16 protein-coding genes and 1 tRNA gene are annotated in these 20,367 nt (G+C 63.5%); 11 read left to right on the top strand and 6 right to left on the bottom strand.

Annotated elements, in window-relative coordinates:
- The first annotated feature begins 30 nt into the window (after positions 1 to 30).
- Entirely contained in the window at positions 31 to 1,215 is a 1,185-nt protein-coding gene (locus tag AC1D1N_RS22415; RefSeq protein ID WP_477351091.1) for a pyridoxal phosphate-dependent aminotransferase, read from the top strand.
- A 216-nt stretch (positions 1,216 to 1,431) separates the two neighbouring features.
- Here AC1D1N_RS22415 and AC1D1N_RS22410 read toward each other — a convergent pair whose 3' ends face one another.
- Both AC1D1N_RS22410 and AC1D1N_RS22405 read right to left on the bottom strand, forming a co-directional pair.
- The gene (locus AC1D1N_RS22410) at positions 1,432 to 2,193 is read right to left on the bottom strand and encodes an SDR family oxidoreductase (RefSeq protein WP_112559295.1); all 762 of its coding nucleotides are present in this window, start codon (positions 2,191 to 2,193) and stop codon (positions 1,432 to 1,434) included.
- Positions 2,194 to 2,465: 272 nt separating this feature from the next.
- On the bottom strand, positions 2,466 to 3,203 hold the full coding sequence (locus tag AC1D1N_RS22405) for a tellurite resistance TerB family protein (RefSeq protein ID WP_112559294.1): 738 nt from the start codon (positions 3,201 to 3,203) through the stop codon (positions 2,466 to 2,468).
- Positions 3,204 to 3,404: 201 nt separating this feature from the next.
- Here AC1D1N_RS22405 and AC1D1N_RS22400 point away from each other — a divergent pair, with 201 nt between their 5' ends.
- Entirely contained in the window at positions 3,405 to 3,767 is a 363-nt protein-coding gene (locus AC1D1N_RS22400; protein WP_112559293.1) for a nuclear transport factor 2 family protein, read from the top strand.
- Positions 3,768 to 3,793: 26 nt separating this feature from the next.
- Here the strand turns inward: AC1D1N_RS22400 and trhO are convergent, their stop codons facing one another.
- On the bottom strand, positions 3,794 to 4,726 hold the full coding sequence (trhO, locus tag AC1D1N_RS22395; RefSeq protein ID WP_112559292.1) for an oxygen-dependent tRNA uridine(34) hydroxylase TrhO: 933 nt from the start codon (positions 4,724 to 4,726) through the stop codon (positions 3,794 to 3,796).
- A gap of 168 nt (positions 4,727 to 4,894) precedes the next feature.
- On the opposite strand from trhO, the gene AC1D1N_RS22390 reads away from it, so the two are divergent.
- A complete protein-coding gene (locus tag AC1D1N_RS22390; RefSeq protein ID WP_112559291.1) occupies positions 4,895 to 5,533 on the top strand; it encodes a 2-dehydro-3-deoxy-phosphogluconate aldolase in 639 nt (212 codons plus the stop codon).
- Between the two features lie 250 nt (positions 5,534 to 5,783).
- Here the strand turns inward: AC1D1N_RS22390 and AC1D1N_RS22385 are convergent.
- The 3 genes from AC1D1N_RS22385 to AC1D1N_RS22375 form a co-directional block, all read right to left on the bottom strand.
- Positions 5,784 to 5,857 (bottom strand) — tRNA-Gln (locus tag AC1D1N_RS22385).
- 117 nt (positions 5,858 to 5,974) lie between these two features.
- Positions 5,975 to 7,795 (bottom strand): peptidoglycan L,D-endopeptidase MepK, encoded by a 1,821-nt coding sequence (mepK, locus tag AC1D1N_RS22380; RefSeq protein ID WP_112559427.1) that lies wholly within the window; start codon positions 7,793 to 7,795, stop codon positions 5,975 to 5,977.
- 493 nt (positions 7,796 to 8,288) lie between these two features.
- Positions 8,289 to 9,827, bottom strand: coding sequence for a sigma-54-dependent transcriptional regulator (locus AC1D1N_RS22375; RefSeq protein ID WP_112559290.1), 1,539 nt, complete (start codon positions 9,825 to 9,827; stop codon positions 8,289 to 8,291).
- 146 nt (positions 9,828 to 9,973) lie between these two features.
- Between AC1D1N_RS22375 and AC1D1N_RS22370 the strand changes: the two genes are divergently transcribed.
- The 8 genes from AC1D1N_RS22370 (at position 9,974) to AC1D1N_RS22335 (ending at position 20,223) form a co-directional block, all read left to right on the top strand.
- Positions 9,974 to 11,812, top strand: a complete 1,839-nt coding sequence (locus tag AC1D1N_RS22370) for a M3 family oligoendopeptidase (protein ID WP_112559289.1) — start codon at positions 9,974 to 9,976, stop codon at positions 11,810 to 11,812.
- A 419-nt stretch (positions 11,813 to 12,231) separates the two neighbouring features.
- On the top strand, positions 12,232 to 12,969 hold the full coding sequence (locus tag AC1D1N_RS22365) for a helix-hairpin-helix domain-containing protein (protein WP_112559288.1): 738 nt from the start codon (positions 12,232 to 12,234) through the stop codon (positions 12,967 to 12,969).
- 165 nt (positions 12,970 to 13,134) lie between these two features.
- Positions 13,135 to 14,277, top strand: coding sequence for an aminodeoxychorismate synthase component I (locus tag AC1D1N_RS22360; RefSeq protein ID WP_436261241.1), 1,143 nt, complete (start codon positions 13,135 to 13,137; stop codon positions 14,275 to 14,277).
- Complete coding sequence (locus AC1D1N_RS22355; RefSeq protein WP_112559286.1) at positions 14,226 to 14,888, top strand: aminotransferase class IV family protein; 663 nt, start codon at positions 14,226 to 14,228, stop codon at positions 14,886 to 14,888. Before AC1D1N_RS22360 ends, AC1D1N_RS22355 begins: the two co-directional genes overlap by 52 nt.
- A 51-nt stretch (positions 14,889 to 14,939) precedes the next feature.
- Positions 14,940 to 15,866, top strand: a complete 927-nt coding sequence (locus AC1D1N_RS22350) for a heme-dependent oxidative N-demethylase family protein (protein WP_477351086.1) — start codon at positions 14,940 to 14,942, stop codon at positions 15,864 to 15,866.
- Between the two features lie 121 nt (positions 15,867 to 15,987).
- The gene (locus tag AC1D1N_RS22345; RefSeq protein WP_477351084.1) at positions 15,988 to 17,433 is read left to right on the top strand and encodes a homospermidine synthase; all 1,446 of its coding nucleotides are present in this window, start codon (positions 15,988 to 15,990) and stop codon (positions 17,431 to 17,433) included.
- 188 nt (positions 17,434 to 17,621) lie between these two features.
- Positions 17,622 to 17,999, top strand: coding sequence for an Omp10 family outer membrane lipoprotein (locus AC1D1N_RS22340; protein ID WP_477351082.1), 378 nt, complete (start codon positions 17,622 to 17,624; stop codon positions 17,997 to 17,999).
- A gap of 202 nt (positions 18,000 to 18,201) precedes the next feature.
- Positions 18,202 to 20,223, top strand: coding sequence for a 5'-nucleotidase C-terminal domain-containing protein (locus AC1D1N_RS22335; protein ID WP_477351081.1), 2,022 nt, complete (start codon positions 18,202 to 18,204; stop codon positions 20,221 to 20,223).
- The last annotated feature ends 144 nt before the right edge of the window (positions 20,224 to 20,367 follow it).

The following is a 20,367-nucleotide window of genomic DNA, read 5'->3' as shown; positions in this document are numbered from 1 at the left end:
CCAACAGTAAGAACCACACGGACGGGAAAAATGCTCCACACGATTTCGGCCTTCGACCGTCTCGGCGAGGAAAACGCCTTTGCCGTGCTCGCGCGGGCAACCGCACTGGCTCAACAAGGCCGCGACATCGTCAATCTCGGCATTGGCCAGCCCGACTTCAAAACGCCGCAACACATTGTCGAAGCAGCGATCAAGGCGCTGCGCGACGGCCACCACGGCTATACCCCTGCCAACGGCCTGTTGGCGACGCGCGAGGCGGTGGTGCGGCGCACGCTGACCACCACCGGCGTCGAGGTCTCGGCTGAGAATGTGATGATCCTGCCCGGCGGCAAGCCGACCATGTTCGCGGCGATCTTGATGTTCGGAGAACCCGGCGCCGAAATCCTCTATCCCGATCCCGGATTTCCGATCTACCGCTCGATGATCGAGTTCACAGGTGCTAGCCCCATCCCGGTGCCGATCCGCGAGGAGAACGGCTTTGCCTTCTCGACCGAGGAGACGCTAGCGCTGATCACGTCGAAGACCAGGCTGCTGATCCTCAACTCGCCAGCCAACCCGACCGGCGGCGTCACCCCGCGCGCCGAGATCGAGAAGCTGGTCAAGGGATTGGAGAAGCACCCGCAGGTCGCCATCCTCTCCGACGAGATCTACGACGTCATGACCTATGACGGCGAGACGCATTTTTCGCTGCTCAATTTCCCCGAAATCCGCGACCGGCTGATCGTGCTCAATGGCTGGTCGAAGACCTGGGCGATGACAGGCTGGCGCATGGGCTGGTCGATCTGGCCGAACGGCGACAAGGGCGCCCATCTCTACGACAAAGTGCGCAAGCTGGCGGTCAATTGCTGGTCCTGCGTCAACGCCCCCAGCCAGTTCGCCGGCATCGCGGCAATAGACGGCCCGCAGGACGATGTCGACAAGATGATGCGCGCCTTCGACAGCCGCAGGAAGATCGTGGTCGAGGGGCTGAACGCGCTGCCGGGCGTTTCCTGCATCACGCCAAAGGGCGCCTTCTATGCGTTCCCCAATGTCTCAGAGACCGGCTGGAAAGCGAAGAAGCTCGCCTCCGCCCTGCTCGAGGATGCCGGTGTCGCGCTGATCGGCGGCCCGGATTTCGGCATTCTCGGCGAAGGCTACATCAGGCTCTCCTACGCCAATTCCGAAGAGAACATCTTGCGCGCGCTAGAGCGGATCGAGGCGTTTTTGGAGAGGTAAGGCGGCCAATTACAAAGGTTCGCGCTGCCCCTCACCTGCCTGCCGGCATCCTCTCCCCGTATAGTGACGGGGAGAGGGGCGCTCTCATCGATGATTTCGCCAATCTCCAATGTTTGCAGGAATGGCGCCGAGGTCGCGGTCAGCCCTTTCTCCCCGTCACTATACGGGGAGAAATGCCCGGCAGGGCAATGAGGGGCAGCGCCGACGCTCAGTTTTTTACCCGCGTCCCACAAACGGCATCTTGGTCGCCATCACCGTCATGAACAGCACATTGGCATCGAGCGGGAGGCTGGCCATGTGGACGACGGCGTCGGCGACGCGCTGGACGTCCATCACCGCTTCGGCGGCGATCGAGCCGTTGGCCTGCGGCACGCCGACGGTCATCGCCTGCGCCATGTCGGTCAGCGCATTGCCGATGTCGATCTGGCCGCAGGCGATGTCGTAGGGTCGCCCGTCGAGCGCCAGCGTCTTGGTCAGCCCTGTTATGGCATGCTTGGTCGCGGTGTAAGGCACAGAGCCCGGCCGTGGTGCATAGGCCGACACAGAACCGTTGTTGATGATGCGGCCACCCATTGGCTTTTGTCTGCGCATGGCGCCGAAGGCGGCGCGGGCGCACAGGAACGATCCGGTGAGATTGACGCCGACAATGTCGTTCCAGACCTCGACCGGGATCTCGTCGATCGGTGTCGACTTGTAGCTCATGCCGGCATTGTTGAAGAGCAGGTCGACGCGCCCGAAAGCCGCCGCCACGGTCTCGAACAGGTCGTCGACCTGGCCGGCCTTGCTGATGTCGCAGGCGACTGCCAGCGCCTTGGCATCCGTCTTGCCGGCTTCAGCGATCGCGGCGTCGAGCACCTGTTTGCGGCGGCCGCAGAACACGGTGTTCCAGCCTGCCTTGAGCAGCGCCGTGGCAACGCTCTTGCCGATGCCGGTACCAGCGCCGGTGACGATCGCGGTTTTCTCTGTGAGGGCTGTCATGATTTTGCTCCTGCGCACCGCGCATCCCCGGCACAGATCGGGATGCATCCGAATGCACCGAGGCATCGCAAATGACGGGGATCATGGCAAGCCGAACAACCTGTGATCGGCTAAACAAAAAGGGCGGTCATTGGCGACCGCCCTGATCTGAACCGGGCTTGGGAGGAGGAAAAGCCGATCCGACTGCTAGAATCATGCGCTTCCTCGGTAAACGAGGTGTTAACGCGGTTTTTAAGCCTCGCCGCGTTGTCTCAGCCGCGCGGCCGCACCGCCTACCAGCGCGGGTTCGGCGCGGTCCCGGCCGGGACCGGCACCTTGGCCGCCGACACCGTCGCCTCGACATGGTCGACCAGCGCATCCGGCAGGCCGAGCCGGCCGGCGAGCAGGTCGAGATAGCCGCGTTCGGCGCGCGTATCGGGATCGATGGTCAGCCGCGACGCGGTGTAGAGCTCGAGCCTCTGCTCATCGGTCTTGGCGCCGGCGACCAGCGTGTCGAGGTCGAGCGGGCTGTCCAGTTCGGCCAACAGGAACTTTTCGGCATCGGAACCGACGCCGGCGAGCTTGAGCTTGCCGGCGATCTTTTCGCGCTCCTCGTCGTCGATGTGGCCGTCGGCCTTGGCTGCCGAGATCATCGCCCGCACCAGGGTCAGCGTGAACTCGTCCTCGCCCTGCGGCGCCTGCGAAGGATGGAAGCCGGTGTCGGCGGGCGGCGGCAGCAATTCTGGCTGGCCGGCGGCCGGCGCCTGCTCGGGTGCATTGCCGGCCTTGTAGTTCTGGTACGCCTTGTAAGCGAGACCGCCGATCGCGGCCAGTCCACCGAGCTTGATGGCGGTGCCCGTCACCTGGCGTCCCGTGCCGGTCCCAAGCAACACCGCGGCCAGCGCGCCGGCGGCCAGCGGATTGTCCTTGGCCATCTGCACGGCCTGTCCTGCCTTGTCGCGGACGGTGCCGGTGGTGCCGGGAACTTGCGAGCCGAGCAGGTCGTCGAGAAGCTTCTTGGGGTCGAACATAGTGCCTCCAGAAAAGGGCCAGTCAAACGTGGACGGGCGGGTTTTGGACGTTGCAGACGTAGGTCCCACTTGTTGACATTACAATGACGGACTGGCGCTTTGCCAGGGATGCAGCCTTTCGAAAATCGGCACTGTCGTGTGTCGAAATGGGCGGTGGCTTCCGCTAGTGTCGCCGCCGCACTGCCGAAGGGAGGAACTGCCATGACCGAAAAAAACGAACGCGAATCCGCCCGCGATCCGCAGGATCTGGAGCGCCTGCTGATCAATCGGCAGTGGGCTGGAGATATCGATGGCATGGTGGCGCTTTTCGAACCGGCTGCCGTCGTCGACACCGGCGAGCCAGAATTGACGCGCGGCCACGCAGCGATCCGTACGCTGTTCGAAGCCTTTGCCGCGAGCGGGCGAAAATTTCAGCGCGGCGAGCAGCGCCCGGCGGCCATCAACGGCGACCTCGCGCTGACCTCGACCCGGCTTCCCGATGGCACGGTGACTTCGGAGGTCGCGCGCCGGCAGGCCGATGGCACGTGGCTATGGGTGATCGACCGCTATTCCGTCGCCTGGTGATCTAAGCCAACTGAGCGATACCGACGTTAGCTACCGATATGCTCCCTGCCCTGCGCTTGCGCCAGTTCGACCTGGCGCTGACGCTCGGCGTAGCGGGCGCGGTCCTCGTCCGAGCGGGCATCATAGCAGTGCGGGCATGACACGCCGGTGGTATAGTGCGGCGACAGCCTTTCCTCTGGCGTCAGCGGATGCCGGCAGGCGCGGCAGAGTTCTGCATCGCCCTCGGCGAGACCATGCGAGACAGAGACCCGCTCGTCGAAGACAAAACACTCGCCTTGCCACAGGCTGTCTTCGGCCGGCATCTCTTCGAGATATCTCAGGATGCCGCCCTTGAGATGGAACACGTCTTCGAAGCCGAGCGACTTCACATAGGCCGTCGCCTTTTCGCAGCGTATGCCGCCGGTGCAGAACATCGCGACCTTGCGACCGTCGAGCTGGTCGCGATGTTTTTCGACCCAGGCCGGGAATTCGCGAAAGCTCGACGTGCGCGGATCGATGGCGCCCTCGAAGGTGCCGATCGACACCTCGTAGGCATTGCGCGTGTCGATCACGATGGTGCCTGGATCCGAGATCACCGCGTTCCAGTCGGCCGGCGCGACATAGGTGCCGGCGCCCGTCGCCGGATCGAGGTCTTCGACGCCCATGGTGACGATCTCACGCTTCAGCCGCACCTTCATGCGATGGAACGGCATTTCGGCGGCATTGCTGTATTTGACCTCAAGATCGGCGAGTCCTTCGATGGACTCGAGATAAGCGATCAGGTCGGCGATATCGGCCTCCGAGCCGGCGACCGTGCCGTTGATGCCTTCCCGCGCCAGGAGCAGCGTGCCCTTGATGCCGCGGCCGCAGCAGGAGGCGGCGAGCGGCGTGCGCAATTCCCGCAGCGCGTCGAAGTCGCCAAGCGCCGCAAATTTGTAGAGCGCGGCTACGCGCACAGGTTCATGGTTGGGCAGTGTCATCGCCAAGCCACTAAACCGTGGTCAAAGCGGATTCAAGGCAGCGCTGAAGAAGCCGTCCTCCCTTCAGCCCGGCGCCGATAGATGTGACATCGCGGCAGGCCGGGTTTCGTGGACTCGGAATCTGCCTTCTGCTAATCGGTTGAAATCATCCCCAGGAGAGACAAGCCAATGCCCAGCAAGACCGAAAAGCTCCTGTCGCTGCTCAACGGCCAGCCGGTCATCCCGGTGTTGAAGATCGCAAATGTCGCAGACGCCGTGCCGCTCGCCCGGGCGCTCGCCGCCGGCGGCCTGCCGGCAATCGAAATCACGCTGAGAACCGCCGACGCCCTGGAAGCGATCCGCCGCGTGGCCGGTGAGGTCGAGGGCGCCATCGTCGGCTCCGGCACCATCCTCGATGCCAAGCAGTTCGACGAGGCGGCGGCAGCCGGCTCGAAATTCATCGTCAGCCCCGGCATCACGCGCGAGCTGCTGGCGGCGGCCAAGGACAGCGACGTTCCCTTGTTGCCTGGCGCCATCACGCCCGGCGAGATCATGGCCGCCCGCGAGGCCGGCCTGCGTTTCCTGAAATTCTTCCCGGCCGAACAGTCCGGCGGCATCGCCTCGCTGAAGGCTTTCGCCTCGCCACTGGCCGATGTGAAGTTCTGCCCGACCGGCGGCATCTCGGCCAAGAACGCCGCCGACTATCTCAGCCTGCCCAATGTCATCTGCGTCGGTGGTTCCTGGGTGGCGCCGGACGAGCTGGTCAAGGCCGGCAAGTGGGATGAGATCGAGGCGCTCGCCCGAGAAGCAAGCAAACTCAAGAAGTAAACGCCAGTCACGAAAAACCCGGCCGGCTTGCGCCGACCGGGTTTGCTGCTTGCAAAAATACGAGTCAGTTGCAGACCGTTACCTTCTTCACGATCTTCTGGTGACACCGCCAGGTCGTGACCCACTTGGTCCGACGAACCCAGCCTAACCCGCAAAAAGGTGGGTCGTTCCGGCCTCACAAGAAGTTCAGCCGCGCGTGATCGGCCGGGCTGACCTGGCATGACTGCCTGTGATCGTGGATCGAGAGAGTTGGTTCCCGCTCATGGGCTCGAACCACGATTCACGCCTTCAAAGGGCGCTGTCCTACCATTAGACGAAGCGGGAATGCAGGCTGGTGGTTAGCATTCCGGGACGCTGGAAGCCAGTGCTGGAGATTCGCCAAAAACAAAAAAACGCGCGGGCTTCCCAGCGCGGCTTCGATATTTACCCGGTCGAGGACCGCTACTTCGTCTGGAAGCGGGCGACCGAAAGGAATTTCACGGCATTGCCGGTGAAGCGGTTGGCATCGGCCATCTGGTTGTCCGCCTGGAAGCCTGCGGTGTAGACCTCGCTCGGCGGCGTATGCACGATGTTGTAGGCATAGCGCGGCGCAGTCGTCGGGCTGGAAACGGTGGCGATGTTGTCGCCGCTGCTCAGTGCCCATCGCGCCGCCTGCGGTTCGGCCGCCACCACGACGGCCTTCGGGCCGGGCTTCAGGTCGCGGGCCGAGGCCCTGGCTTCCTTGCGCGTGGTCTTCACGCCGGCGCCGATCACGGAGGCGGGATCGGTACCGGCGGGACGGGCAGCAATCGCGCCGCGCGGCGTTGCGGCATCGACGCCTGACGGATCGTTGAACGCCGAGCGCGGCTCGAGCGAGGCAACCTGATAGTCGTCAGTAACACCGACGGAATCGGCGGCACTGGCCTGTTCGAGAACGGCCTTGACCTCATCCGGACGCTGCGACGGCAGCACCGAGAAGGCATCCGTTGCGGTCTGCTTGTGCGCGGCCGTATCGGCCAGCGCGAGCAGCACGCCCTTATCCTGCGGCGAAAGCTCAGCCGGCGGCGAAGAGCGGTCGGGACGCCAGGTCGGCAACGGGACGTTGACGGCAACCTGCGCCGGAGCGGCAGCCCCTTGGTCGGCACTGCTCACATCGGCCATGCCGAACGGCACATTGGCAGGCGCCTGCGCTGTCGCCACTGTCTGTTCGGTGGTGGCGTCGGCCATGCCGAACGGCACCGTCTCAGGCTGCTGCGCGCCGACATCGGCTTTCGGCCGCGGCGCGAAATCTGGCAGCGGCACTTCCTTGGCCGGCAGCGCCGCGATGATCGTCTCTGGTGTATCCTGCTGCGGCTCGGAATCGTCCGCGCTGTCGTCGGCAAGCTGCGGAATATTGGCGCGCTTCGCATTCTGCGGCGACACGATCGCGATGCCGGGCAGGTTGCTGTTTTTGTTGCTCCTGGCAGCCAGGACCGGCTTCACGCTTCTCGGCGACGGCGCGGCGGTCGCGACATCGGCGGTGTCGTCGGCTTCGTCTTCGCCGCCACCGCCAAAGAAAGCAGAGAGGAACCCGCCGGACTTCTTGGTGCTGCCGCCAGCGCTGGCCATCATGATGGCCGGAGAACCGGCACCCTTGCGCGCCTTGTAGGCGGCCAGCGCCTGGTCATAGCCCGGCAGCGGCTTGCCGTCGCTCGGCACATGCAGTGTCTTGCCATTGGGGAACAGGCTGACCAGTTCCTGGCGGCTGATGCCGGGCCAATGGCGCACATTGCCGACGTCCATATGGACGAAGGGCGAACCGGACGACGGATAGTAGCCGACGCCGCCGCCCTGCATCTTGAGGCCGATGTTGCGCAGCTTCTTCAGCGGCACGCCGGGAATATAGAAGTCCATCGCCTTGCCCAGCATATGCTGGCTTTCCTTGGCGACACCCCGGCTGCGGCTGCGCAGCATCGAATTGGTCGACGGCGAGCGATAGCCGCAGACGACCTGGATGTAGTCGGTGGCGCCGGCCTGCCGGTAGGCTTCCCACACCAGGTCGAGCAGGCGCGGATCCATCTTCGTCGGTTCGTTGCGACGCCAGTCGCGCAGGATGATGTTGATCTTCCTGAGGCCTTCCGGATCGTAGCGGCCGTTGCGCTTGTAGACGATCTCGGCCTTTTCGTGCGTGTGGAGGTGATAGAGTTTCAGCGAGCGCGTCTCAGCGCTGGCGCCGGTCGCAGCCGCTGCAAGGAAACCGAACGCAACAATCACCGCTGCCAGCCATCTCGGCCAGACGCCAATGTGATAGTGCCGCCCGTTTCTGTGTCGTTCGACTTTGTTCAAATCAAAAGGCCTTGCAGGCTGCCGTTTGTCCCCGGATTTGCCCAAACGGATGCGTGGTTCTCACATCCGAATATCGATCCTAATGGTTAATCATCGCTTATTGAAGCCGAAATGCGGTAACACCGTGGCGATATCCCGTCAAAAATAATACACAGGATTTCTTGGTAAACTGCTGGTTTAGATCAAGATTCAGCCTTTTCCAGCTACACGATCTGTTACTGTTAGCCTTAATGCGTGAACAGCGCCGTTCCGCATCGCCATATTCCCGCCCCAACCCCTTATGCAGCGCTAGATATCGCCTCGCAAGCTGGTCCCGGCCTTGCGCCAACAAGCTGTGGAATTCGGGTTTCCAACGCATGTCGCTCAAAAGTGGTCCCGATTTTGAGACAACGACATGCATAATGCAAAGACCTAAAGCGCGTCGCCTGATTCCGTTCAAGCGCGACGCGCTTTAGGAGGCAAGACGGTCGAGGCGGCCGGTTTCCGGGTCGATGCCGTACTCTTTAAGCTTGCGGTAGAGCGTCGAGCGACCGATGCCGAGTCGGCGGGCGACTTCGCTCATCTGGCCGTTATAGTGGTCGATGGCGAGCTTGATCATTTCGAGCTCGACATCGGCCAGCGCGCGCACATTGCCGCGCTCGTCCAACGCCCTCAGCGTGCCGAAACGCTGAAGCAGCCTGGCCGGAGGTTCGATCTCCGCCGCGACGGGACCGACGCCATCAGTCTGGGCGCTATCGCCTTGCGATTCGCTGCTCCAGATCATGACGGGGTCCGACAGGGACGCGTCGGTATCGAGATTGACGGTGCCCTCGACTTGTGCCCGGATCTGCGGGAATTCGTCTGCTGTCAGCACGTCGCCCTCGGCAAGCACCGAGGCCCGGAACACGGCGTTTTCCAGCTGCCTGATGTTTCCCGGCCAGTCATAGGCCTGCAGCATGGCCAATGCGGCTTCCGAAATGCCGTGCAGGCGATGGCCCGCCGGCGCCACCTTGTCCATGAAATGCTTGACCAGATAGGGGATGTCGTCGCGTCGGTCGCGCAGCGGCGGCACGAAGATCGGGTAGACGTTCAGCCGATAGAACAAATCCTCGCGGAACTTGCCGTCCTTGACCTGCTGCAAAAGGTTGCGGTGCGTGGCCGAGATCAACCTGATGTCGACCCTGACCGTGGCGCGACCGCCGACCGGATCGACCTCGCCGTCCTGGACAGCGCGCAAGAGTTTGACCTGCACGTCGAGCGGCAGATCGCCGATCTCGTCGAGAAATAGCGTGCCCGAATGCGCCTCGACGAACTTGCCGGTGTGTTTGTCGGTGGCCCCGGTGAACGACCCCTTCTCGTGGCCGAACAGGATCGATTCGACCAGATTGTCGGGGATGGCGCCGCAATTGACGGTGACGAAGGGTTTTGAACGACGATCACCGGTGCCCTGGATGGCGCGCGCCACAAGTTCCTTGCCGACGCCCGATTCGCCCTCGATCAGGATCGGGATGTTGGAGGCCGCCGCCTTCTGGCCGAGGCGGATCACCCGGTCCATTGCCGGGCTGTGCGTGATCATGTCCTTGAAGGTCAGGTGGCCGCCACGCCGCCGCGATGTGCGCTTGACCTCGTCCTCGACCGCCTCGACCTTGAGCGCGTTGCCGATCGCGGTCTGCAGCCGGTCGGGGGATGCCGGCTTGACGACAAAATCGAAAGCGCCATGGCGCATCGCCGAAACCACGGTCTCGATGCCGCCCTGTGCGGTCTGCACGATGACGGGAACCGTGATACCGCGTTCGCGCATCGCCTTCAGCACGCCGATGCCGTCGAGGCCGGGCATGACAAGGTCAAGGATGACCGCCGACACATCGCGCGCGCCGGGTCCGTCGAGAGCTTCGAGGCCGGCCTCGCCGCCATCGGCGACGATGGCACTGTGGCCGAATTTCGTCACCGCCGCCTCGAGCAGCCTGCGCTGCACGGGATCGTCATCGACTATGAGAATGGAACCTGTCATGACTGATTTGAGTTGCCTGCCTGGGAAATCCCCATGGATCATCCTGGCACAGGGTTCTAAACAAGGTTTCAAAAAACCCGGTGAATGAATTCCTTAGGATTTGACCGGCTTGCCCTTTCCCCTTGATTCCAGAAGGTAATTGTTTGATGCGCAGGATTCTCGGTCGGCAGCTTGCGGCGGCAGCGTCCGGTCAGGGCGCGGCGGAGCTCGGCGACTTGCCGGAATGGAATCTCGCCGATCTCTATTCCGGCATGGAAGCGCCCGAGCTGAAGCGCGACATCGCCAAGGCGGCGGCCGATGCCGTCGCCTTCGAGAACCGCTGGAAGGGCACGCTGGCCGCGGAGGCCGAGCGCGGCAGCGCCGGCAAGCTCGGCGAGGCGCTGAGCGCCTATGAGGCGCTGGAGGAGCTGATCGGCCGCATCGTCTCCTATGCCGGCCTGATCTATGCCGGCAACACCGCCGATCCGCAGCGCGCCAAGCTCTATGGCGACATCCAGGAGAAGATGACCGACGCCAGCGCGCATCTGTTGTTTTTTGCGCTGGAGCTGAACCTGATCGACGACAAGTCGCTCGAAGCAGCCCTTGCCGCCGATGCCGGCTTTGCCCACTACCGGCCCTGGGTGCTCGATCTCAGAATGGACAAGCCATACCAGCTCGAGGACCGGGTCGAGCAGCTTTTCCATGAGAAGTCGATCACCGGGCGCGGCGCCTGGAACCGCCTGTTCGACGAGACGATGACCGATCTGCGCTTCGACATAGACGACGAGGAGTTGACGTTGGAGCCGGCGCTGAACCGCCTGCAGGACGCCGATGGCGAAGTCCGCCGCCGCGCCGCCGAGGCGCTGGCCGCCACCTTCCGCAAGAACCTGCGCACCTTTACCCTGATCACCAACACGCTGGCCAAGGACAAGGAGATTTCCGACCGCTGGCGCGGCTTCGAGGACATCGCCGATTCACGCCACCTCGCCAACCGTGTCGAGCGCAGCGTGGTCGATGCGCTGGCCTCCGCCGTGCGCGAGGCCTATCCGCGCCTGTCGCACCGCTACTACGCCATGAAAGCGCGCTGGCTCGGCATGGAGGTGATGAACCACTGGGACCGCAACGCCCCCTTGCCAGAAACCCCGCAAGCGGTGATCCGCTGGGACGATGCCAGGAACACGGTGCTGTCGGCCTATCAGCGCTTTTCCCCCGACATGGCGGAGATCGCCCGCGTCTTCTTCGACCGCAACTGGATCGACGCGCCGGTGCGGCCCGGCAAGTCACCCGGCGCCTTTGCCCATCCGACCGTGCCTTCGGCGCACCCTTACGTGCTGCTCAACTACATGGGCAAGCCGCGCGATGTGATGACGCTGGCGCATGAGCTCGGCCACGGCGTGCACCAGGTGCTGGCCGGCGGCCAGGGTGCGCTGATGGCCTCGACGCCGCTGACTTTGGCCGAAACAGCATCCGTCTTCGGCGAGATGCTGACCTTCCGTTCGCTGCTCGATCAGACCACCGACAAGCGCGAACGCAAGGCCATGCTCGCCCAGAAGGTCGAGGACATGATCAACACGGTCGTGCGCCAGATCGCCTTCTATGAGTTCGAGCGCAAGGTGCATGCCGAGCGCAAGAACGGCGAACTGACTTCCGACAAGCTTGGCCAGTTCTGGCTCGAGGTACAGGCCGAGAGCCTGGGGCCGGCGATCAAGCTGCGCGAGGGCTATGAGGTCTTCTGGACCTACATCCCGCACTTCATCCATTCGCCCTTCTACGTCTACGCCTATGCCTTCGGCGACTGCCTGGTGAACTCGCTCTACGCGGTCTACCAGAATGCCGAGCACGGCTTCCAGGACAAGTATTTCGAGATGCTGCGTGCCGGTGGCACCAAGCATCACTCCGAACTCCTCGCTCCCTTCGGCCTCGACGCCACCGACCCCGCCTTCTGGCAGATCGGCCTTGGCGTGATCGGCGGCCTGATCGACGAGTTGGAAGCGCTCGACAGTTGATGCTACGAAGCCGTTGAACCGGTAGCGCAGAGCAACAGGTTCGGCGGCGCCGGTCTTGACTTTGCGAAATCGCAGAACAGTTTAGCCAGAATGCATGTGACGGCAGCTCTGTTCTTGTTCTAAATATCTGTTCTTGAAGAACTCTCGGGCCAAATTTTCCGTTAGCTTTCCAGAATCCGTATGATAGCCTTTCCGGCTGAAGCTCAGCCGGGCACGCGGCTTAGGCCGGACAGCATCCCGGCCCATGGCAGCGGTCCGGCGAATGCGACAGCGACGGTTGGCAATGGGCGGGAAAGCCGAAAGCCGGCAATCGACGACAGACCGGCTGTTCCCTGAACCGCCGAACCACCAATGGATGATCCGATCTGCCAAGGTCATGACTTGAGACGGCGGCGGACGGATCCGACTGGAGAGAGACGATGACCTTCTTCTACATTGTCCTGGCGTTCCTTGTAGGTGTGTTGGTTGGCTGGTTTATCTGGGGCCGGCTGCGCGGTGAGCTTGACAGCCTGCGCGGCGACCTCGACCGCACCCGCGGCGAGCGCGATAGGCTGCGCGCCGATTCCGATCGTCTGACCGGCGAACTCGACGCCTGCGGCAAGACCCGCGCCGATCTCGAACGCCGGCTGCGTGAAACGTCTACTCCATCGGCCAAACCTTCCAGCTCGGCGCCGGCCGCATTGGTCTCGACACCCGCAACGGCCAAGTCAGCTCCGGCGGCGAAGCCGGCCGCGCCCGCGAAACCCGCCGCGGCAAAGCCTGCCGCCGCCAAGCCAGTTGCGGCCAAATCCGCCGCCAAACCGGCTGCCAGCAAACCTGCGGCTGCCAAGGCGAGCGCCGCTCCGAAGCCCGCCGCTTCAAAGCCGGCTGCAGCCCCGAAGAAGGCTGCACCGACAGCTGCGAAGGCCGACAATCTGCGCCGCCTGATCGGCATCGGACCGGTCAACGACAAACTGCTCAAGGGCCTTGGCGTCACGACCTACGCCCAGATCGCCGCCTGGACGGCGGCCGACGTCAAGCGCATCGAGGACACGCTGAATTTCGACGGCCGCATCGCGCGCGAAAAGTGGATCGAACAGGCCAAGCTGCTTGCCGCTGGCGACGAGAAAGAATTCGCGCGCCAGTTCCCGACCGCCGGGACCGCCAACAACACCTGATCTGATCATCGGCAATAAGCCCGACAAAGCGGCGCCTTCGGGCGCCGCCTTTGTTTTCGCAAGTGCCACCGTCTTTGCGCCCTGCGACGCCGCTCCCTCGATTGCACGCCGCCCGGCCCCCATATAGAGCGGTTCTGGCGTCATCGACCGCAGCATCCGAGCCCCATGCCCCTGCCCTCTGCCATCTTCCGCAACGATGAAAGCGGCCGTCAGCTGGTCTTCGACCGCCCGGCCGAAATCATCGTCGCCTATGAGGCCAAGGATTTTCTGCCGGCTCTGGCGGCCGCGCAGGCGGCATCTGACGCCGGCAAATGGCTGGCCGGCTATTTCTCCTATGAAGCGGGTTATTTGCTCGAGCCGAAGCTGGTGCCGCTGCTGCCCGGGGGCCGGCGCGCGCCGTTGATCTGCCTCGGCGTCTTCGATGCTCCGCTGGAGCAGGCCGTGCCGCAGAGCGGCGCGGCGACCAATGGTCCGATCTTCGATGCAAGAGCGTCATGGTCGCAGGAGCAATACGCTGACCGTTTCGCGCGCCTTCACGAGCACATCCGCAAGGGCGATTGCTACCAGGGCAATCTGACCTTTCCAGTCCACGCGCAGTGGTCCGGCGACCCGCTCGCCGCCTTCGACGCGCTGACCGGACGCCAGCCGGTAAAGTATGGCGCCCTGATTTCGCTCGGCGATCCAATCGTACTGTCGCGCTCGCCCGAACTGTTCTTCGAGATCGACACCGAAGGCATGATCGAAACCCATCCGATGAAGGGCACCGCGCCACGCGGCGCAACCAAGGCCGAGGACGCGCGGCTGAAGGCGTTCCTTCGCAATGACGAAAAGAACCAGGCCGAAAACCGGATGATCGTCGATCTCCTGCGCAACGACATCTCGCTGATCAGCGAGGTCGGCACGCTGGAGGTGCCGGAACTGTTTCGCATCGAGAGCTACCCGACCGTCCACCAGATGGTGAGCCGTGTGCGGGCGAAGCTGTTGCCCGACCTCGGCATCCGCCAGATCTTCGCCGCTCTGTTTCCCTGCGGCTCGATCACCGGCGCGCCAAAAATCCGCGCCATGGAAATCCTGCACGATCTGGAAGCCACGCCTCGTGACGTCTATTGTGGCGCCATCGGCTGGATCGCGCCCGGCGGCACGATGCGCTTTTCTGTGGCGATCCGCACCATCTCGCTCTTTTCCAGCGGCGAGGCCGTCTACAATGTCGGCGGCGGCGTCGTCTTCGATTCGACGGCCGAGGAGGAGTATCAGGAGTGTCTGCTGAAGGCGCGCTTCGCGACGGGAACACCGCCGACTTCGACCTGATCGAGACCATGCGCTGGGAGCCCGGCCAGGGCTTCCTGCGTTTCGAGCGCCACCTCGCGCGCCTCTACGGCTCGGCGGAAGAACTGGGCTTTGCCTGCGATCCGCAGCGGGTCGGCGAGGTATTGGCGAACACTGTCGGGGCGCAGCAGACGGCGCTGCGCACCCGTCTCGTCCTGCAGCGCAATGGCGAGGTCACGGCTGCAGCTCAGCCTTACGAGCCGCTCGCGGCCGACAAGGTCTGGCGGCTGCAGCTGGCGCGGGCGCGGCTCTCCTCCACCGACACGCTGCTGCGCCACAAGACCAGCCGGCGTCAGCTCTACACCCATGCTCGGTCTGAATATCTTGTCACCCAGGCCGACGAGGTGTTGCTCGCCAATGAGCGCGGCGAAATATGCGAAGGCACGATCACCAATGTCTTCGCTGATTTCGGTGACGGCGTGCTGATGACGCCCCGGCTCGATTGCGGCCTGCTGCCTGGCGTACTGCGCGCCGAACTTCTGGATGAAGGCCGCGTCCAGGAAGCGATCTACAGCTATGACGAGTTAAAGTCGGCGAAGGCGATCTTCGTCGGCAATTCGCTGCGCGGCTTGATCCCGGCAACATTGGCCTGATACGAAGCGGCTGCGAGAATGACCGCCACCGGACTGGACCCTCACCCAAGCATGAATTCTCGCCTGCCCACCCACACGCCTTATGACGGGTCCTCGAAGCTCTTCACCGTCGGGCTGAAGCCGCTCGACCTCGATAGATGGATCGAGGTCGATGGGCATCTCATCGACTACCTCGCAGAAAAGCGCCGGCTCTATGCGGAAATCCCCGACAAGGTGTTTGTCGAGGAAGACGGCACGCGCGATGCCCAGCGCGAAGTTCGCGACCTCATCGAAGCGCATTTGCTGACAGCATTTCCCGAAATCTACAGGCGCACGAGCGTCGGGATGGAGGTTATCGGCGCCGAAGGCAACAAAGCCGATGTCTTCAGCAACGCCCCTCTGGTCGCAGCCTCGCTGCTCGTCCAGGAAGACCTGATCCTGATGCGCCGCGATGACAGCGGCTGGCGGCTCGCCGCCGGATCACTGTGCTTCCCATCATCCTGGTCACTGCTCGAAAAATTCGGGCGGCCGCTGCAGGAGATCCACGCACCGGTGCCTGGCTTCGGTCCGGGCACCCGGCCGGCCGAGCTCATCAACCGCATGTTCGACGGTCTGCAGGGTCAGGCCGTCGAGCGCTTCAACTGGTCGATCCAGGCCGACGACGCACTTTATCATCCGCTCTCCAATGTCGAGCGCATCGACCGTGCCACCAACCGCCCGTCGCGGTTTCCAGATGGCGACGTCAACGCCCACGCCTTCATCCGCGTCGAGCGCCAGACGCTGCGCAAACTGCCGGTGTCGCGCGATATCCTGTTCACCATCCGCATCCACCTCGACCCGCTGGCCGTGTTGGCGCGGCACCCGGACCGGGCAACGCTTGCCGCCTCTTTCGCCGCGCAATTGCTGGCACTGGACGAGGCTCAACTCGACTACAAGGGCATGACCGCTGACCGCGACCGCCTGGTCGTCCTCCTTAACCACATGGCCAATGCTGCCTAGCGGACGGTTGGCGCTTTTTGCTGGTTTGTGACAATGATCTGTGATGTAGCGCATGAGCACCGGGCACAAAAGGCCCGGTTTTGTGCGTGTTTTCCCGGTTTTTGAAGGAGTGCTCGATAAAATGGCGAATGAAAACTGGCCCGTTTACGGTGAAATCACCGGCCCTGTCGTGATGATCGGCTTCGGTTCGATCGGACGGGGAACGCTGCCGCTGATCGAGCGCCATTTCAAGTTCGACAAGTCGCGCATGACGGTCGTCGACCCGCTCGATACCGACCGCAAGCTGCTCGACGAGCGCGGCATCGCCTTCGTCCAGGAGCACGTCACCGAGAAGAACTACAAGAAGCTTTTGACGCCGCTTTTGACCAATGGCGGCGGCCAGGGCTTTTGCGTCAATCTGTCGGTCGATACCGGCTCGGTGGATCTGATGCGGCTCTGCCGCAAGCTTGGCGTGCTTTACATCGACACCGTCGTCGAGCCGTGGCTCGGCTTCTACTTCGACACCAAAGCCGACAATGCCAGCCGCACCAACTACGCGCTGCGCGAAGCGATGATCAAGGAGAAGCACGACAAGCCCGGCGGCGCGACGGCGATCTCGACCTGCGGCGCCAATCCTGGCATGGTCTCGTGGTTCGTCAAGCGGGCGCTGCTCAACCTCGCCGGCGATCTCGGCCTCGAATTTTCCGAACCGGCGCAGGACGACCGCGAAGGCTGGGCCAAGCTTATGAAAAAGGCTGGCGTCAAGGGCATTCACATCGCCGAGCGCGACACCCAGCGCACCAAGAAGCCCAAGCCGATGAACGTGTTCTGGAACACCTGGTCGGTCGAGGGCTTCATCTCGGAAGGCCTGCAGCCGGCCGAGCTCGGCTGGGGCACGCATGAGAAATGGATGCCAAAGAACGGCAAGGAGCACAAACATGGCTCCAAGGCGGCGATCTATCTTGAACAGCCCGGCGCCAACACCCGCGTGCGTTCATGGTGCCCGACGCCGGGCGCGCAATACGGCTTGCTGGTGACCCACAACGAGGCGATTTCGATCGCCGACTTCTTCACCATGCGCGGCAAGAAGGGCAAGGTGCATTACCGCCCGACCTGCCACTATGCCTATCATCCCTGCAACGACGCGCTGCTGTCGCTGGACGAAATGTTCGGCGCCGCCGGCAAGCCGCAGCCGGTCCACCATGTGCTTGACGAAAACGAGCTGGTCGATGGTGTAGACGAACTCGGCGTGCTGCTCTACGGCCACGACAAGAACGCCTACTGGTACGGCTCGCAGCTGTCGCTGGCCGAAGCCCGCAAGCTGGCCCCCTACCAGAATGCCACCGGCATGCAGGTCACCTCGGCCGTGCTCGCCGGCATGGTCTGGGCGCTGGAAAACCCCGAAGCCGGCATCGTCGAGGCCGACGAGATGGACTATAAGCGCTGCCTGGAAGTGCAGTCCCCGTATCTTGGGCCGGTCAAGGGCTACTACACCGACTGGACGCCGCTCGATAACCGTCCTGGTCTGTTCCCAGAGGACCTCGACAAAAACGACCCGTGGCAATTCCGCAACATCCTCGTCCGATAGCGGTTCCATACCCCTGCCTCACTGCCTTGCAATCGCCCGGAAATCGGGCGATTGAAGGGATGCGGACGAGAGCAGTGTGCATCCATTTGGGCGCACGAGGGACCGCTCTGGAAACTTGAGGCCACGCACATCGTGTTTCCCAAAACGTTGTTTGGCGATTGGGCCGATGCGTCAGGAGAGGATTTCATATGACGATTGCGCGCAAAATTCTTTCGGCGGGCGCGGCGGGCGCTCTTGCGACGATGATTGCCGCCTGCACCACCGGCAGCTCCGACGGGCCGCCGATCTCATCGCAGCCGCGAGGCGTCGAGGGCTCTTGGCTGAACGCCGAAGGCAAGGCGGTCTCGACATTGAACGGCGGCGTCTTCACCACCGTTTCGGCAGAGACCGGCGAGAAATTCGCTGATGGCAGCTACACCAAGACCGGCGCCACCTCGGTCGAGATCAACGGCACCTCGCTGATCCGACAGCAGCCGATCGCTTTCAACTGCCTGCTGGTGTCGATCAACCAGCTGAATTGCACCAGCTCCGCCGGCCAGAACTTCGTGCTGACCAGGCGCAGCTGAGCCCATCGCATACGGCCTTGCGAAAAGGCGGCGGCGCGACGCCGCCGCCTTTTTTATGCCGGCAAACCGATGCCGATTTCGTCCACCCTGATTCTTCTTGCATCGCCACAACCGCGATGTGAACATGCCGGAAAAGCTGGCTGTTATGCCCCGTTCACACTGGGCGTTAAACGGCTCGACCACATCCATCCGGGAGACGAAGATGAAGAAGCTCGCTGCCATTGCCGCCCTTTCTGCCTCGACGCTTGGCCTGTCGGCCGCACCATCCTTTGCCGACTACACGCTGAACATCCTGCATTTCAACGATTGGCACAGCCGCATCGAAGGCAACAACAAATATGAGTCGACCTGCTCGGCCGAGGAGGAGACCAAGGGTGAATGCATCGGCGGCGCCGGCCGGCTGGTCACCGCGATCGCCCAGGAGCGCAAGAAGCTCGAAGGCCAGAACGTGCTGCTGCTCAATGCAGGCGACAGCTTCCAGGGATCGCTGTTCTACATCACCTACAAGGGCACCGCGGAGGAGGAATTCCTCAATCAGATCAAGCCCGACGCGGTGACGCTCGGCAACCACGAATTTGACGATGGCGAGAGCGCGCTGGTGCCTTACCTCGACAAGGCACAGTTCCCGGTCGTCAGCGCCAATGTCCTGCCCAACGACAAGTCCGGCGCCGCGGGCAAGATCAAGCCGTCGATCGTCGTCGAGGTCGGCGGCCAGAAGATCGGCATCATCGGCGCCGTGACCAATGACACGCCGGAACTCGCCTCGCCTGGCCCCAACATCGCCATCGCCGACGACGTCAAGTCGATCACGGCGGAGGTCGAGAAGCTGAAGGCGCAAGGCGTCAACAAGATCATCGCCGTCACCCATATCGGCTACAGGCGCGAGCGCGATGTCATTGCCAAGATCCCCGGCATCGACGTGGTCGTCGGCGGCCACAGCCATTCGCTTCTGTCCAATATCGACCCGAAGGCCGAAGGCCCCTACCCGACGATGGTCGACAACCCCGACGGCTCCAAGGTGCCGGTGGTGCAGGCGGCGTCCTATTCGAAATATCTCGGCGAGTTCAAGGTCGTGTTCGACGACAATGGCAACGTCAAGGAAGCCAGCGGCGACCCGATCTTCCTCGACAAGTCGATTACCCCCGATCCGGCGGTGCTTGCCCGCATCAAGGAACTCGGCGCGCCGATCGAGGCGCTGAAGAACAAGGAAGTCGCCGAGACCACCGAGGCCATCGACGGCAGCCGCGAGAATTGCCGCACCAAGGAATGCGCGATGGGCAACCTCGTCTCCGAGGCCATCCTCGACCGCGTCAAGGGACAGGGCGTCGAGATCGTCGTCTCCAATGGCGGCGGCCTGCGCGCTTCGATCGACAAGGGCACCGTGACCATGGGCGAGGTGCTGACCGTGCTGCCGTTCCAGAACACGCTGGCGACCTTCCAGATTTCCGGCAAGGATCTGGTAGCCGGGCTGGAAAACGGCGTGAGCCAGGTCGAGGACGGCGCCGGCCGCTTCCCGCAGGTGGCAGGTCTCAAATACGCCTTCGACAAGTCGGTCGCGCCCAATGCCGGCCGCGTCAAGTCGGTCGAGGTGATGGAAGGCGGCGCCTGGGCGCCGATCAACCCGGACAAGGACTATCTGGTCGCCACCAACAATTATGTCCGCCAGGGCGGCGACGGCTACAAGGTCTTCGCCGACAAGGCCAAAAACGCCTATGATTACGGCCCCGGCCTGGAACAGGTGGTCGCCGACTATCTCGCCGCGCATCGGCCCTATACGCCGAAACTCGACGGCCGCATCACCGAGGTCGCCGCAACCGTAGCGGCTGCCCCGGCCGCTGAACCGGCAAAACCTGCCGAACCGGCACCTGCTCCGGCCGAGCCGGCAAAACCGGCCGAGGCGGAGCCGGCGATGCCCGCGTTGCCGGCAGGCTCCGGCGACATATCCACCACCCCGCCGAGTGTGCCGGCGGAAACGGCCCCGGCAGCGCCTACCGAACCGGCCAAACCGGCTGAAGCAGCCCCTGCTCCCGCAACGCCTGCCCCTGCCGAGCCGGCAAAGCCGGCCGAGGCCAGCCACGTCATCGTCGCCGGCGATACCTATTGGGACCTGGCCAAGAAGGCCTATGGCGACGGCACCAAATGGAAGGTGATCTCCGAGGCCAACAAGGGCTACGAGCCACGCCGGCTGCCGGTCGGCGCGACCCTGACCATACCGCCGAAGTAACTGCGCTTCGCGCGCATGCGACCAGCAAAACCCGTCCGGAAAAACGGGGGGTTTTGGCTTTCAGGGTAAGGTGCGGCCAGACGCAGCATTGAAAACGCGCGCCGCATCGCTAGTTTCGCCGCGACATCGTCGGTTTCGCGCGGT

The sequence above is a fragment of the Mesorhizobium sp. P2_B5 genome (genome assembly GCF_056404775.1).
The sequence above is the reverse complement of the archived record's forward strand: the minus strand, read 5'-3'. Positions and strand labels throughout refer to the sequence as shown.

What these genes read in the sequence shown, in the direction of transcription:
- AC1D1N_RS22360 (WP_436261241.1), top strand. Translation starts at nt 13,135, where the DNA reads ATGCCCCTGCCCTCTGCCATCTTCCGCAACGATGAAAGCGGCCGTCAG.
- AC1D1N_RS22345 (WP_477351084.1), top strand. Translation starts at nt 15,988, where the DNA reads ATGGCGAATGAAAACTGGCCCGTTTACGGTGAAATCACCGGCCCTGTC.
- AC1D1N_RS22370 (WP_112559289.1), top strand. Translation starts at nt 9,974, where the DNA reads ATGCGCAGGATTCTCGGTCGGCAGCTTGCGGCGGCAGCGTCCGGTCAG.
- AC1D1N_RS22365 (WP_112559288.1), top strand. Translation starts at nt 12,232, where the DNA reads ATGACCTTCTTCTACATTGTCCTGGCGTTCCTTGTAGGTGTGTTGGTT.
- AC1D1N_RS22405 (WP_112559294.1), bottom strand. Translation starts at nt 3,203, where the DNA reads ATGTTCGACCCCAAGAAGCTTCTCGACGACCTGCTCGGCTCGCAAGTT.
- AC1D1N_RS22335 (WP_477351081.1), top strand. Translation starts at nt 18,202, where the DNA reads ATGAAGAAGCTCGCTGCCATTGCCGCCCTTTCTGCCTCGACGCTTGGC.
- AC1D1N_RS22400 (WP_112559293.1), top strand. Translation starts at nt 3,405, where the DNA reads ATGACCGAAAAAAACGAACGCGAATCCGCCCGCGATCCGCAGGATCTG.
- AC1D1N_RS22340 (WP_477351082.1), top strand. Translation starts at nt 17,622, where the DNA reads ATGACGATTGCGCGCAAAATTCTTTCGGCGGGCGCGGCGGGCGCTCTT.
- AC1D1N_RS22350 (WP_477351086.1), top strand. Translation starts at nt 14,940, where the DNA reads ATGAATTCTCGCCTGCCCACCCACACGCCTTATGACGGGTCCTCGAAG.
- AC1D1N_RS22375 (WP_112559290.1), bottom strand. Translation starts at nt 9,827, where the DNA reads ATGACAGGTTCCATTCTCATAGTCGATGACGATCCCGTGCAGCGCAGG.
- AC1D1N_RS22410 (WP_112559295.1), bottom strand. Translation starts at nt 2,193, where the DNA reads ATGACAGCCCTCACAGAGAAAACCGCGATCGTCACCGGCGCTGGTACC.
- AC1D1N_RS22415 (WP_477351091.1), top strand. Translation starts at nt 31, where the DNA reads ATGCTCCACACGATTTCGGCCTTCGACCGTCTCGGCGAGGAAAACGCC.
- AC1D1N_RS22390 (WP_112559291.1), top strand. Translation starts at nt 4,895, where the DNA reads ATGCCCAGCAAGACCGAAAAGCTCCTGTCGCTGCTCAACGGCCAGCCG.
- trhO (WP_112559292.1), bottom strand. Translation starts at nt 4,726, where the DNA reads ATGACACTGCCCAACCATGAACCTGTGCGCGTAGCCGCGCTCTACAAA.